Consider the following 12,621-nt stretch of genomic DNA (forward strand, 5'->3'; position numbering starts at 1 on the left):
ATAACAAGGGTTAATCTATTTTTACTGGTATTCCGTGGTAGGTTCGTATCGGTTCCGCTTGTCCGGCTGTCCCGCCTACGGGACTCGCGAGTTGTGAAAATCGACAGGAACCTACCGCTCTCCGCGTTGTCCTAGGGATCGCCGCATCAGGCCTACCCGAGGAATCGCAATGCCCGTGCCTTTGACACTCCGGGTCTTCAAGGGTGACACCCTGGTCACCTCCAAGGACTTCGAGCGCGACATCATCAAGATTGGCCGTCTCGTTTCGGCACATCTGTGCCTGGACGACGAGAAGGTCAGCCGTATCCACTCCGTCATCGAGGTCGCCTCGGATGGCAGCCTGTCCATCATCGACATGGGCAGCGTCGAGGGCACCTACGTCAACGGCAAGCGGGTGAAAAAGGGCCTGCTGTCCTTCGGCGATGAGATCAAGGTCGGTGGCACCACCCTCCGACTGGAGGACACCACGGTCATCGCCGCGGCGAACCTCGCCTCGGCCGCCGCGAGTACCACGCCCGTCGCGACCGCTCCTCCGCCCGACGCGGCGCTCGCTGCGGGGCTCGCCCAGGTCGCCGGTTCCAAGCAAGAGGCGGCCGCGGTGGAGGCTCCGACCGAGCAGGCCGCGCCCCGCGTGCGCCGGGTTCCGTCCCGGTCCAAGGGGCCGCTGGGCCTGGGCCTGCACTTCATGTGGGGCGACCAGCGCGTGGGCGACTTCTTCATCGCCCCGGGCCAGAAGCGCGTGTTCTCCGTGGGCAGCGCCAAGGACGTGGACTTCGTCATGGGCGACTCCAAGCTCGGCGGGGAGCGCTTCGAGGTGATCCGCTCGGACGGCCAGTCCTATACGGTGCTCTTCACGGGCAAGATGAAGGGCGAGCTCATCCGCGAGGGCGAGACGCTGGACCTCGAGGCGGTCATCGAGTCCGGCAAGGCCTCGCACGAGGGCGACGCCTACGCGCTCACACTCGAGGACGACGACTCCCTGGCGGTGGACCTGGGTGGCGTGACGCTGGAGGCCTGCTTCGAGTCCGTGCCCAAGCGCGCCTGGGCGCCGCTGGGCGAGTCGCTGGACATCTCGGTCATCAACATCTTCCTGGTGCTCTTCTTCATCGCGTCGATGTTCGTCATCAGCGCGTCCAACCTGGCCGCGGCGGGCGACAGCTACGCGGATGAGCTCGCGGGCAACGACTCGCGCATCGCCAGGTTCATCGTGAAGCCTCCGGAGACGCAGAAGAACAAGTTCCTGGAGAAGCTCGACGCGCAGAAGGCGGAGAAGACGGCCAGGAAGGAGAAGGTGGCCCGCGGGGACGACACCCAGGTCGCCAAGAAGGAGAGGCTCAAGTCCACCTCGACCCTGACCAGGCTCGACAAGAAAAACACGGCCAGGGACGTGGTGAGGGAGATCTTCGGTGACAAAAAGAGCGTGGCGAGCCTCTTCGGCGGCGGGATGAACAAGAACCTCAAGGTCGTCGTTGATAACATTATCGGCGTCAGGGTGGGCGCGACCAGCATCGATGGCCTGCGTATCAAGGGTGGCGGCGGGGGTGGCGCGGGCTCCATGGACGTGGTGGGCATCGGCGTGGTGGGCACCAAGGGCCGTGGCGGTGGCATGGGCGGCTATGGCAGCAGTGTCGGCGGCCTCGGCGGCACCAAGCAGAGCGTGGAAGTGGGCATCGCGGCCGAGGAGGCCACGGTGGGCGGCTCGCTCGACAAGGAACTCGTGCGTCAGGTCATCCAGCGCAACCGCGGGCAGATCCGCTTCTGCTACGAAAGCCTGCTCAACCGCTTCCCCAAGCTGGGCGGCAAGGTGGCCATCCGCTTCACCATCGCCACCGAGGGCAACGTCGTCACCTCCTCCGTGGCCCAGTCCACGGCGGGTAACTCCGAGCTGGAGCAGTGCGTGTCCGGCCGCGTGCGCTCCTGGACGTTCCCCAAGCCCCAGGGCGGTGGCTCGGTGGTCGTCACCTACCCGTTCATCTTCAAGGCGTCCGGAGAGTAATCAGCATGGGCAGGCTCATACCTGCACGCCATGCGCGAAGGCCATCGCGCGCGCTCCACGCCGCGAAGAGGGCGCGAGGAGCGCGCGCCGCGGCTTCAGGCCGGGGGGGCGGCGGGCGGGAAGAGCCGGGCCATCCACGCGCGCCACGACGCCTCCGCGTGCGCCTTGGCCCCGGGCGCCTGCTCGCCGAACAGGAAGTAACGGACGGTCAGGAAGACCTGACCGCCCATCTCGAGCGGGAAGAGGTGGGCCAGGCCAGGGGCCGGCGTGTCGAGCCGGAGGAGCAGCTCGGGCCATTCGGACGGGCCGGACGACTCCACGACGCCCCCCAGGGCGGGCACGCCCTCGGGAGCGCGCACCCGGGTGCCAACGGTGGCCCCCGCGAGGCCGAGCGGACGGGTGAGGGCCTCCCACGCCACGGCCTTGGGCCCGGAGGTGATGCCCATGAGTTGGAACGACGCGGCGCGCTGGCCCGGGAAGTGGGCGAGGTAGGCGCGCAGGAGCCGGAAGAAGGCGCGCCAGCCGTGCACGTGGCCCTCGAACTGGCCATCCCAGTCATCGGTGCTCGCGAACCAGCGGTGCACCACGCGCACGACGCAGGTGTCCCCCGAGCGCGTCTCCACGGACCATTCGGTGGCCACCGGGCCGGGACCCTCCTGGGGGGCTTCGGCGACGAAGCGGTGGGGCGGCTCCCACGTGGTGATCTTCGCCACCGAGTCCATGCTGGAGTCCTCGGCGAAGTGGGAGACGGTCGTGCCGCCCGCGCGCTCCTCGAGCTCGGTGGGAACGAACCAGGCGGAGATGCCAGGGCCCGTGGCGATGGCCCGCCAGACGGCCTCGGGGGTGCCGGGGACCTCGACCTCGGCCTGGACGGAGCGGTGTCCGGATGCGTCCTTCTTCACGGTCATGCGGTTTCCTTCGTGGGAGTGGGGAGGGGGTGGGCGGCGAGCACCACGCGATGGGGGCGGCCCCCGGGCGCCGAGGCGTCGTGGTAGCGCGCGGCCAGCGCCGTGACGGCCTGGGTGAGCTCGTGGGTGAAGGCGGCGCGCTCGGCGGGCGAGCGGAAGCGGATCTCCGTGTCGATGGCCAGGGTGGCCAGGGCCTTGTTCGCCTCCCGGGCCCGGTGCCAGAGCGAGCCGACCTCGCGCACGAGGCGGGCTCCCAGCGCGATGAGGTAGCTCGCGGACAGGCGGTCCGCGGTGCGCTCCGGATCCGCGGCGATCGGGCCCAGCGCGCCCGGGGACACGACGTAGGAGGACGCGGTCGCCACGAGCAGGCGCTCCGTCAGCCCACCCCACTGCCGCTCCTCGGCGAGGCGCACCAGCTTGTGCTCCTCGAGCGCCCGCAGGTGGTAGTTCACCTTCTGCCGGGCCATCCCCACGCGCGTGGCGAGCGTCGCGGCGGAGGCGGGGGTGACCAGATGCGCCAACAGCTGGCTCTTGACGGCGTCGAGCGCCACCGCCGCGGCCTCTGGCTCCTCGATGACTTCCACGTCGAGCATGGGCCCATGAAGCCTTTGACAACTTTTTTTGTCAATATCCTCGCCGTGCCAGATGAATGGCCGGAGGAGCCCGCGCGGGCCCCGGTGTCACCAGGGCCCGCCGCCCTTTGCTGGGGGACTCCCAGGGCTCGAAGTACACCTCGGCGGTGGTCGCGCTCTGGTCACGCGCATGTCTCCCTATCTGTACGCCAGGCCTGGGGTGGCTGTCTGCGCAGCCACCCCAGACGGTGCACGGCTCAGCTCACTGAATGCTGGTGACGATCTGCGTCTCGCACGTGGTTGGGTTGATGACGGAGTTGACCGTGTCGACCGTACAGACGGCGCCGCCGTAGGTGCCGGAGAAGACCTGCGCCGAGCAGGAACCGCCTACGTCGCTGACCTCCACCCGCCAGACACATGTCTTCGCGCCGGCCGGGTTCGCCGGATCGACCGTCCAGTAGTACTGCTGGGCCACCAGCGGCGTGGGGGCGGGGGCGCTGACCTGGAACCCGCCATAGGTGGCGGTGGGCACGGGGTAGGGGTTGAACACGCCGTTGAGCGTCCCCGTCAACACCTGGATGCCCAGGGAGATGTTGGCGCCGGTCTGGTTGAGGACCAGGAGGTTCTCCAGGGCGGGGGCGACGGACGCCACCGTCCCGTTGCGCAGCACGGGAATCTGGACCACTTCCTCCCGGACGGTGACGAACTCGTCACGCTGGGAGAGGAGGTCCAGGAAGAATCCGGACTCAACCTCCCCGGCGAACGCGATCGACGGCGTGAGGGACAGCAGCGAGGCAGCCAGGAAACGCTTCACGTTCCTCGTCATGGACTTCTCCTGATTGGTTTGTACAGGGGTTGGCCGAAGCCAATGCCTCACTAGCACTGCCAGTCACAAGATTTCAAATCAAAACTTTATTTCAAGGTATTTCCTGCAAAGCTGGATGATTGCATCCCGGGCGTGCTCATGGCTGCGGCTGTCTGGATGAACTCGTCCATGGCTCGGTGGGAGTGGACGAAAACGTCCAGGTGGCATCATCGCTCCTCCGCCATTGTCCTATGGTGGACTCCTGTTTCCCAGGGAGGTCCATACGATGAGGCTGTCACCGCAACGCAAGAAGGGGATCACGGAGCTGTGGGTCGCGAGCCTGCTGCTGTCGTCACTGGCGGGGACGTCCGCGCTCGCGGCCTACGTCCCGCCCGCGGATCAGGGCGTGGGCGTTCCACCTCCCACGCTGGCGAGCAAGGCCCGGGGATTGACGGCCGATGGCAGCAACAACGACGTCGGCTACTGCCATGCCGGCTACTGCATCTCCTCGGTTTCGAGCACCTACTACAACGCCAGGAAGATCCAGTTCAACGTGGACCTGATCACCCACCGCGACGACCCCAACCTGCACCAGGTGTTGGCCCGGGCGTTTCATCCGTACTACGTCACCAGGGACGAGAACTTCAGCGCCAATGATTGTCTTGGCGGCTGGCGGCTGTGCAATCCGAAGGCGGTCTACGACATGGAGGTGCGGACGATCAGCTCCTGCTCGGGCATGCCCACGGACTGCATCACGCAGGCCTGGACCTTCCAGATGCTGCACTCGTACCTGTGGGGCAACCAGGTCGCCGGCTCGTCCGATCACTGTGGGGACGCCGAGGGAAACATCGTGGTGATCCGCGTGGATCCGGCCGATCCGACCATCGCCTATGTCTGGTATGTGAAGGCCCGGGACGACGGCTATACCGTGCATGCCAGCAACCTGGACTTCACCGGGGCCCATCCCCAGTTCGCGAACAACCGGGACGGCTGTGGAATCAGTGGCTGCATGGGCTCGCACCACAAGCAGTACGCCCGGCGGACCAACGATGACGACGCACACGGCTGGACGGTGGACAACACCCTCGTCTTCTTCCACCCGGGCCTCGAGTACGACTACAAGCGGGAGGTGAACCCCGCGCTCACCTGCGAGATGCCCTACCATGGCTATCGTTGCAACGTGACCTCGAATGACAAGCACGACAACGACGACGCGCGCTGCAACCGCAGCGGCTACACCCAGACGCTCATCCAGAGCACGAACACGGCGGGCAGTAGTGGCCCCTGGGGCGCGAACAAGTCGGGCGCGGGGGCGTTCTACGGCGGCTACCTGAACTTCTGCCCGCTCACCAGTGACAGCACCTCCGGATGGGGCATCGGGCTGAACGCCAGCTGGACCTACGGGGATTCGGACGTCAAGGCTGGACACCCCAAGGGGACGCGCCAGTAGCTGGAAGATTTCCATACGCCAGGGGCGCCCTCCCGCCAGGTCCTGAACCCGACAGGAGAGCAGGCTGAGTAGTTCCACGGTTGGCAGGCAAGCAGGCGCATGCAGAGGCCACGCGCTCCTGGTGGCGAGGGGCATTCATACTTTAGGGCCATGGCCGAGAGCGGGACAGACACATCGGAGAGGAGGCGTCTGTGCGACTTCATCCGGGAAAACCGGCCCGGCATCCTGGCGGAGTGGGAACGGGAAGTGCGCGACCATCCCTGCTCGCAGGGCCTCTCCCGCCCTCGGCTCATCAATCACCTTCCCGACCTGCTCGAGCGGGTGTCGAACATGGTGGAGACGGTCCACACGGGCCAACACGAAACGCTGGCGGGGGTGCCAGAGGTCCATGCCCTGGACCGGCTGGAGGCGGGCTACGACCTGGAGCAAGTGGCCCACGAGTACGCCCTGCTGCGAGCGTGCATCCTCCGGCTCTACGAAGCACATGCCAAGAGCGTGGGGACGGGGAACCTGGTGGCCACGCTGGCGGAGGTGCGGCGCTTCAACGAGACATTCGACGAGGCCTTGTCCACCGCCGTGTCCCGTTACGCCCAGACCCGTGCGCGTACCCTGGCGGCCCTGGACCGCATCTCCCAGGCGGCCCTCGGACAGGGGAACGTGAACGACTTCCTGCCCAGGCTGCTGCGCGTCATCCTCGAAAGCACGGAGTCGGTGGATTCGGTCATCCTGCTGCTGCGCGAGGGGAACACCCTGCGCGTGCGCGCCGCCGTGGGAGTGGAAGAGGAAGTGCCCGCTGATTTCAGTCTCCAGGTGGGTGAGGGCTTCACCGGGAAGGTGGCCGCCGAGGGGCGCCCACTGGAATTGCACTCGGCGGCCACGGATCCGCTGGTGAAGAACCCGGTCGTTCGCGCCCGGGGCGTCCAGGCTCTCTACGGAGTGCCGTTGTCCTACGAGGGGCAGGTCATCGGCGTGGCCAAGATGGGCAGCCTGTCGGCCTCCACGTTCTCCAACGAAGACAAGCTGCTCTTCCGGGTGATGGTGCAGCGCATCTCGTCCCTGCTCTTCCAGGTCCGCCTCCAAGAGCGAGATCAGGTCCAGACGCGCCTGTTGGATGCCATCCTCGTCCAGCTCCCGGTGGGGGTCGTGGTGGTCGAGGCCCCCTCGGGTCGCGTGCTCCTCGGCAACGCGGCCTTCGTGCGCCTCTGGCGGCATCCCGTCATCTACTCGTCCGACGTCGCGGGCTACCGCGAGTATCGGGGCTTCCACGCGGACGGTCGCCCCTTCGAGCCGCACGAGTGGCCCGTCGCGCGCGCCCTCAAGGGGGAGGTGGTGCACGACATGGAGATCGGCATCTTGCGTGGCGATGGCACGCGCGGGGTGACGATTCAAAGCTCCGCCCCCATCCGCGACGCCGAGGGCCGCATCATCGCGGCGGTGGTCACCACGGTGGACATCACCGACCGCAAGGCCGCCGAGGAGCAGCAGCGCCGGATGGTCGAGTTCCGCGAGCGTTTCCTGGGCATCGTCAGCCACGACCTGCGCAACCCGCTCAACGCCGTCCTGTTCTCCGCCAAGGCGCTGATGCAATCCGAGAGCGTGATGAAGGAGCAGGTGAAGAACGTCCGCCGCATCCTCGGCAGCACCGAGCGCATGACGCGGATGATCACCGACCTGCTCGACTACACGCGAGGGCGGTTGGGTGGAGGCATTCCCATCACCGCCGAGCCCGTCAATCTCCGCCATCTCTGCCACCACGTCCTGGAGGAACTGGAGACCAGCCACCCGGGATGCGAGCTGCGGCTGGAGGCCTCAGGCGACTTCGAGGGTGAATGGGACCCCGACCGACTCGCGCAAATGGTGGGCAACCTCGGCAAGAACGCGCTCGACTACAGCCCCGAGGACACGCCCGTGAACCTCGTGCTGCACGACGAAGGCGACACCGTGGGCCTGGAGGTCCACAACCAGGGCGCCCCCATTCCATCCGACCAGCTCCCGCACATCTTCGAGCCCTTCCGGCAGGCCACCACGGACAGGAGGCCTCCCACCTCCGGGCTCGGGCTGGGGCTCTTCATCGTCGAGCAGATCGTCCACGCCCACGGCGGAACCATCACCGTCCACTCCACCCAGGCGGAGGGGACCACGTTCTCCGTGAAGCTGCCCCGACGCTCCCCGAAGAGTCCGACCGCGATCGCGAGCACAGGCGCCTCACCCTGCTCGAAGTGACACACCGCCGCCCATCCGACACGTCTACCGCGCCCCCACCTCATGTCCAGCGGCCACGAGCCCGGTGGCGAGCACCGTGGCGACACGGCCCGGGCCCAGAATGCCAATGCGATTCATCCGATGTTCTCCGTTCAGGGAAGGGGGCCCAGGGTCAGGCGATGGTGGACAGCACCTCGACCGAGGCGGCATGCAGAGCGGACGCGGTGGCCAGGAAGTCGCGGCTCGTGAAGCTCCACGGGCGGCCGTGGGTGTCGGAGATCCGGCCGCCGGCCTCCTCGACGAGGAGGGCTCCCGACAGCAGTCCGGAGAGGACCTGGCTGTACTGCCAGAAGGCCTCCATCGAATGTGAGCAAACGCTCTCTTTCACTACTCGCTTTCGCCCATGGCCTCCCGAACCACTCCCCACCCGCTCGAGCCGAGGAAGAAACCCGGTCAGGCCCGCTCGGCGGCGACCGTCGCGGCCGTGCTCGAAGCCGCTGCTCGCATTCTGGAGACCGAGGGCTTCGAGGGGTACACCACCAACGCCGTGGCCCGGCGTGCCGGCATCAGCATCGGCTCGCTGTACCAGTACTTTCCCAGCAAGGACGCCATCACCAAGGCGCTGATGCTCCGGGAGACGACCCAGCTCCTGGCGGATGTCGCCGCCATCCATACGGACGCGGGCGGGCGCGCGGGCCTCGAGCGGCTCATCGCGGTGGCCGTTGCCTATCAGTTCCGGCGTCCGGCCCTCGCGCGGCTGCTGGACATGGAGGAGCGCCGTCTGCCCGTTGGGGAAGAGGTGCGGCGCATTGGCGAGCAGCTGCTCCTCACCGTCCAGCGGTGTCTCGACGCGCCGGACCTCGCGGGCACGTTCCGCTCACCGTTCGCCGCCGAGGATCTCCTGGCGATCGTGAAGGGCCTCGTCGACGCCGCGGGGGACCGGGGCGAGATGCTGGCGCTGGCACGGCCCGAGGTGAAGGAGCTCTTCCCGGGACTCTGGGCGAAGCGCCTGCAGGAGGTGCTGCTCCACGGCCTGAGCCCCAAGGCCTGCGCCCGGCTGGTGCGTGAGGTGTTGGGGCCCCAGGTGCCCGAGCGCGTGGCGCGGCGTGCGGTGGAGCAGTCGGACGGCAATGCACTCTTCCTGGAGGAGCTCATCCGCATGGCGGCGGAAGGGCGCGGGGATGAGGCACCGGAGACGGTGCTGGCGGTGCTCCAGGCCCGCTTGATGCGGATGGATCATGGGGTACGCCAGGTGCTGCTGGCTGCCAGCATCTTCGGCCGCGTCTTCTGGCCGGAGGGAGTGGGTGAGCTGTTGAGGGGCCAGACAGAGCAGGCACTGTTGGAGCAGCACCTGCGATGGCTGGTGGAGCAGGAGGTCATCGAGCCGATGCCCGACAGCCGCTTCCCCTCCGTGACCGAGTACCGTTTCCGTCACGCGCTGGTGCGGGATGCGGCTTACGGCCTGGTGCCCGACAGTCACCGGCCCATGGGTCACCAGCTCGCGGGGACTTGGTTGGAGCGGATGCTCGAACCCGATGCGCTGGTGCTTGCCACGCACTTCCAGTGGGGGCAGCGGCCAGAGCGCGCTGCCTCCTTCTACACCCGGGCCGCTGAGCGGCTCTTCGAGAGGAACGATCTGCAGGGGACGTTGCGGTGCGTGGAGTCGGCCCTGGCCTGTGGCGCGAGCGGCGAAGCCTTGACCCGGCTGCGTGCGCTCCATGCCATGGTGTTCTTCTGGATGGTTCAGCTGCCCAGGGCCCTGGAGTGCGGTATCCCGGCATTGGCCGGGTTGAAGGCGGGCAGCCCCCTGTGGTGCAGGTTGATCGGGAACCTGATCGTCGGGAGCTCCATCTCCGGACATCCGGAGCAGTCGGCCAGCCTGTGCGAAACGTTGGTCCACACCCCTCCGGTGCGTGAGGGCCCGCGCCAGCGACCTCCCCGAAGCCGAGGCCCGAGAGCGCTTCCTGCACCAGGTGCCCGAGAACGCCCGGACGCTGGAGCTGGCCCGCCAGCGTTGGGGCGAGAGCGCGGCTTAACTCCGTGTAGCCCACGGACATGGACGCCTCCGTTGATGGGTGCGCCGGAGCCATGCCACGTCTCCGAGGCCGACGGGAGAGGTGGTGTTGAGGCTCAAGCAGCCACAGCCAACAGGCCCACACCCCCCTGTCGCCCCCTCCAGAGAGGGCGGACCAGACAGGCGTGTACCCCAAGAGGGCTCCACCCAGAGTGCACCGGCATGGCTCACATTGCCCCCATTCCTCTCATGATCGGGCTGACGACAACACGCATCGTTGAGCGGCACCTGGGGTGCCTCGCAAGGCGGTGTCTGTCTACTCGTCCACGCTGGTGGGCGCGCGCTTCTTCTCGACGATGGGCACGTAGCAGCGTCCTTCGTGCTCATAGAAATCCTCGCACGGCGCGGTGCGCTTCATCTCTTCCCAGCACGCGTCGTTGAGCAGCACTTGGGGCAGGGTGCACGGCGGCGCCGCTTGGCCCTTCATCCGCTTGCTGGGCATCTTCTTGGCCACCACCCCGGCGTCGCCCTGGCCGGTGAGGATCCACTCCGGCACCTCCGTGTCCTCCACCTCCATCTCCGCGTGCGGGGCCGGGCCCTCGCTGAGCGTGAGCACGCCCCAGATGGCGATACCCATGGCGATCGCCCCCACGGCGCGCGGGGCCCACGTTGGAGGCGCGTGCCACGCCGCGCGAGCCACTCGACCTCGAGTGGGTGCAACCCGCGGCACGACACGCAAGGCCACCCGGAAGGGCACCACGGTGCCCAACTGCCTTGCGCACTCGACGGAGAAGAGGATGAGTCTCAGCCTGCCAAGCCCTTGTTGCCTGGCGCTGATGAAGACGCGGGCCCACTCCCACCTTTTCTTTGGAGTCATGTTGGCGAGGTGACTTAGCGTGTAGTGCGAGCCGGCGTCCACGGTCCACGCTCTCGGACACCGGCACTCAACAGACGGGATCGCTCGGGTCGGTGTGTTTCAGCAACTCGGAGGGGTCGAGCCTCGCGTCCTACTCGTCGAAGCGGACGCGGAGCCGCCCCGCATCCCGTGTGACGCGCAGGTTCCGGTAGCGGCTCAAGTAGGCGAGTCCGACGAGCGCCGCGGCGAAGCCCGCGCTCGCGCCGACGCCGAGGGCCCACCGGGGGCTGAAATGGTCCGCGACCCAGCCGACGATGGGCGCGCCGAGGGGCGTGCTGCCCAGGGCGATGGCCAGGAGGATGGCCAGGAGGATGGCCACCACCCGGCCCCGCATGTTCGGCTCGGTGGCGAGCTGGACCAGGCTGTTGGTCGAGGTGGTGAAGGTCTGCGCGGACAAGCCGATGAGGACGAGCGTGGCGCCGAAGAGCCCGTAGCTGGGCATGAGCGCCGCGAGCGCGCAGCCGGAGCCGAAGACCAGGGCGCCGGACAAGAGCAGCGTGAGGCGGGGTTTCACCCGCCGGGCGGCGAGGAGCGCACCCGTGACCGAGCCAATCGCCATGATCGACGTCAGGAGCCCGAACTGTCCTGCTCCGGCGTGAAAGACGGAGACCGACATGGTGGAGATGAAGATGGGGAAGTTGAGCCCGAAGGTGCCGATCAGGAAGAGCATGAGCAGGATGGCTTTCAGATCGGGGCGCTTCCAGACATAGACGAAGCCCTCGGCCAGACCCGCCCGGGACTGCGCGGCGCGTCCTCCCCGATGCAACTCATCGACGCGAAGCAGCGCCAGCGCGCCAATGCTGCCCAGGAAGGAGGCCGCGTTGAGCAGGAACACCCAGCCAGAGCCCACCGAGGAGATGAGGACACCCGCCAGGGCCGGGCCCAGCATCCGCGCGGCGTTGAACGAGGTGGAGTTCAGCGCCACGGCGTTGGGGAGATCCGCTTCGCCCACCAGCTCCGAGACGAAGGTCTGACGCGCGGGGGCGTCGAACGCGGCGACACCTCCCAGCAGGAGCGCGAACCCATACACGTGCCACAACCGGACGAGGCCCGTGATCGTGAGGACGCCCAGACCCAGGGCCAGTACGCCCAGGGCCGACTGCGTGGCGAACAGGAGCTTGCGTTGGTCGAGGTGATCCGCCGCGAAACCCGTCAAGGGCAGCAGCACCAGCTGCGGTCCGAACTGCAGCGCCATGACCACACCCACGGCGGTCGCGTTGCGCTCCGTCAATTGGGTGAGGACGATCCAGTCCTGGGCGGTGCGCTGCATCCACGTTCCCACGTTGGACACCAGCGCTCCACCGGCCCACAACCGGTAGTTGGGGTTCTTCAGCGAGCGGAAGGTGCTGCTCATGTGGAGGGCGTGCCCCTCGGAGGCTCGTTGCCTCCGTTGAACCGTCCGAACCGTCGGGCGAGCCACACGGACCCGGCCACCGCCGGCAGCCCCGCGAGCGCGACATGTCCCAGGTCACGCGGCTCGAACGCGCCCACGTGGAACAAGAGGAGATAGCCCACCGAGGCGTTGAACGCTCCCCACAGCACGTTCACCGTGGAGGACGACAGCCCTTCTCCCCGAGGCTTGGCGAACGGGCTTTGAAATGGCCTGCCCATCACTCCGCTCACCCAGTGGGGAATCGCGTTCGCCAGGAACAGTCCCCCGAAGCCATAGGCGACACCATGAGACCAGGGCATTCCAACGCTCCTTTCGTGGAGTGGCTTGGCGACGGGCCTCCGAATTCATGGACCCGTCCAGCAATC

11 protein-coding genes are annotated in these 12,621 nt (G+C 67.6%); 4 read left to right on the forward strand and 7 right to left on the reverse strand.

The genetic code is table 11. The features are described 5' to 3' along the window. The first annotated feature begins 169 nt into the window (after window positions 1-169). On the forward strand, window positions 170-1,996 hold the full coding sequence (gene gltG, locus CYFUS_RS12935; protein WP_095985493.1) for an adventurous gliding motility protein GltG: 1,827 nt from the start codon (window positions 170-172) through the stop codon (window positions 1,994-1,996). A gap of 95 nt (window positions 1,997-2,091) precedes the next feature. Here the strand turns inward: gltG and CYFUS_RS12940 are convergent, their stop codons facing one another. From CYFUS_RS12940 to CYFUS_RS12950, 3 genes are all read right to left on the reverse strand, one after another. Beyond that, window positions 2,092-2,904: an SRPBCC family protein gene (locus CYFUS_RS12940; RefSeq protein WP_095985494.1), complete on the reverse strand. Its 813-nt coding sequence runs from the start codon at window positions 2,902-2,904 to the stop codon at window positions 2,092-2,094. Next, window positions 2,901-3,497 (reverse strand): winged helix-turn-helix domain-containing protein, encoded by a 597-nt coding sequence (locus CYFUS_RS12945; RefSeq protein WP_095985495.1) that lies wholly within the window; start codon window positions 3,495-3,497, stop codon window positions 2,901-2,903. Before CYFUS_RS12945 ends, CYFUS_RS12940 begins: the two co-directional genes overlap by 4 nt. 241 nt (window positions 3,498-3,738) lie before the next feature. Then, window positions 3,739-4,302: a hypothetical protein gene (locus CYFUS_RS12950; protein ID WP_095985496.1), complete on the reverse strand. Its 564-nt coding sequence runs from the start codon at window positions 4,300-4,302 to the stop codon at window positions 3,739-3,741. 265 nt (window positions 4,303-4,567) lie between these two features. Between CYFUS_RS12950 and CYFUS_RS12955 the strand changes: the two genes are divergently transcribed. Beyond that, window positions 4,568-5,731, forward strand: a complete 1,164-nt coding sequence (locus CYFUS_RS12955; RefSeq protein ID WP_095985497.1) for a hypothetical protein — start codon at window positions 4,568-4,570, stop codon at window positions 5,729-5,731. A gap of 150 nt (window positions 5,732-5,881) precedes the next feature. Continuing rightward, complete coding sequence (locus CYFUS_RS12960; RefSeq protein WP_157758411.1) at window positions 5,882-7,954, forward strand: sensor histidine kinase; 2,073 nt, start codon at window positions 5,882-5,884, stop codon at window positions 7,952-7,954. Window positions 7,955-7,978: 24 nt separating this feature from the next. On the opposite strand, the gene CYFUS_RS54315 is transcribed toward CYFUS_RS12960, so the two are convergent. Further along, on the reverse strand, window positions 7,979-8,071 hold the full coding sequence (locus CYFUS_RS54315; protein ID WP_332468359.1) for an NAD(P)-binding domain-containing protein: 93 nt from the start codon (window positions 8,069-8,071) through the stop codon (window positions 7,979-7,981). A 34-nt stretch (window positions 8,072-8,105) separates the two neighbouring features. Beyond that, the gene (locus tag CYFUS_RS12965; protein ID WP_198316564.1) at window positions 8,106-8,294 is read right to left on the reverse strand and encodes a hypothetical protein; all 189 of its coding nucleotides are present in this window, start codon (window positions 8,292-8,294) and stop codon (window positions 8,106-8,108) included. A 42-nt stretch (window positions 8,295-8,336) separates the two neighbouring features. On the opposite strand from CYFUS_RS12965, the gene CYFUS_RS52630 reads away from it, so the two are divergent. Further along, window positions 8,337-10,388 (forward strand): TetR/AcrR family transcriptional regulator, encoded by a 2,052-nt coding sequence (locus tag CYFUS_RS52630; protein ID WP_232537536.1) that lies wholly within the window; start codon window positions 8,337-8,339, stop codon window positions 10,386-10,388. Window positions 10,389-10,954: 566 nt separating this feature from the next. Here the strand turns inward: CYFUS_RS52630 and CYFUS_RS12980 are convergent. Both CYFUS_RS12980 and CYFUS_RS12985 read right to left on the reverse strand, forming a co-directional pair. Then, window positions 10,955-12,217: an MFS transporter gene (locus CYFUS_RS12980; protein ID WP_095985499.1), complete on the reverse strand. Its 1,263-nt coding sequence runs from the start codon at window positions 12,215-12,217 to the stop codon at window positions 10,955-10,957. Beyond that, window positions 12,214-12,555, reverse strand: coding sequence for a hypothetical protein (locus tag CYFUS_RS12985; RefSeq protein ID WP_095985500.1), 342 nt, complete (start codon window positions 12,553-12,555; stop codon window positions 12,214-12,216). Before CYFUS_RS12985 ends, CYFUS_RS12980 begins: the two co-directional genes overlap by 4 nt. Between the last annotated feature and the right edge of the window lie 66 nt (window positions 12,556-12,621).

It is taken from the genome of Cystobacter fuscus, assembly GCF_002305875.1.
Taxonomy (GTDB): domain Bacteria; phylum Myxococcota; class Myxococcia; order Myxococcales; family Myxococcaceae; genus Cystobacter; species Cystobacter fuscus_A.

What these genes read in the sequence shown, in the direction of transcription:
- CYFUS_RS12940 (WP_095985494.1), bottom strand. Translation starts at nt 2,904, where the DNA reads ATGACCGTGAAGAAGGACGCATCCGGACACCGCTCCGTCCAGGCCGAG.
- CYFUS_RS12980 (WP_095985499.1), bottom strand. Translation starts at nt 12,217, where the DNA reads ATGAGCAGCACCTTCCGCTCGCTGAAGAACCCCAACTACCGGTTGTGG.
- CYFUS_RS12950 (WP_095985496.1), bottom strand. Translation starts at nt 4,302, where the DNA reads ATGACGAGGAACGTGAAGCGTTTCCTGGCTGCCTCGCTGCTGTCCCTC.
- CYFUS_RS52630 (WP_232537536.1), top strand. Translation starts at nt 8,337, where the DNA reads ATGGCCTCCCGAACCACTCCCCACCCGCTCGAGCCGAGGAAGAAACCC.
- CYFUS_RS12985 (WP_095985500.1), bottom strand. Translation starts at nt 12,555, where the DNA reads ATGCCCTGGTCTCATGGTGTCGCCTATGGCTTCGGGGGACTGTTCCTG.
- CYFUS_RS12965 (WP_198316564.1), bottom strand. Translation starts at nt 8,294, where the DNA reads ATGGAGGCCTTCTGGCAGTACAGCCAGGTCCTCTCCGGACTGCTGTCG.
- CYFUS_RS12945 (WP_095985495.1), bottom strand. Translation starts at nt 3,497, where the DNA reads ATGCTCGACGTGGAAGTCATCGAGGAGCCAGAGGCCGCGGCGGTGGCG.
- CYFUS_RS12955 (WP_095985497.1), top strand. Translation starts at nt 4,568, where the DNA reads ATGAGGCTGTCACCGCAACGCAAGAAGGGGATCACGGAGCTGTGGGTC.
- CYFUS_RS12960 (WP_157758411.1), top strand. Translation starts at nt 5,882, where the DNA reads ATGGCCGAGAGCGGGACAGACACATCGGAGAGGAGGCGTCTGTGCGAC.
- gltG (WP_095985493.1), top strand. Translation starts at nt 170, where the DNA reads ATGCCCGTGCCTTTGACACTCCGGGTCTTCAAGGGTGACACCCTGGTC.
- CYFUS_RS54315 (WP_332468359.1), bottom strand. Translation starts at nt 8,071, where the DNA reads ATGAATCGCATTGGCATTCTGGGCCCGGGCCGTGTCGCCACGGTGCTC.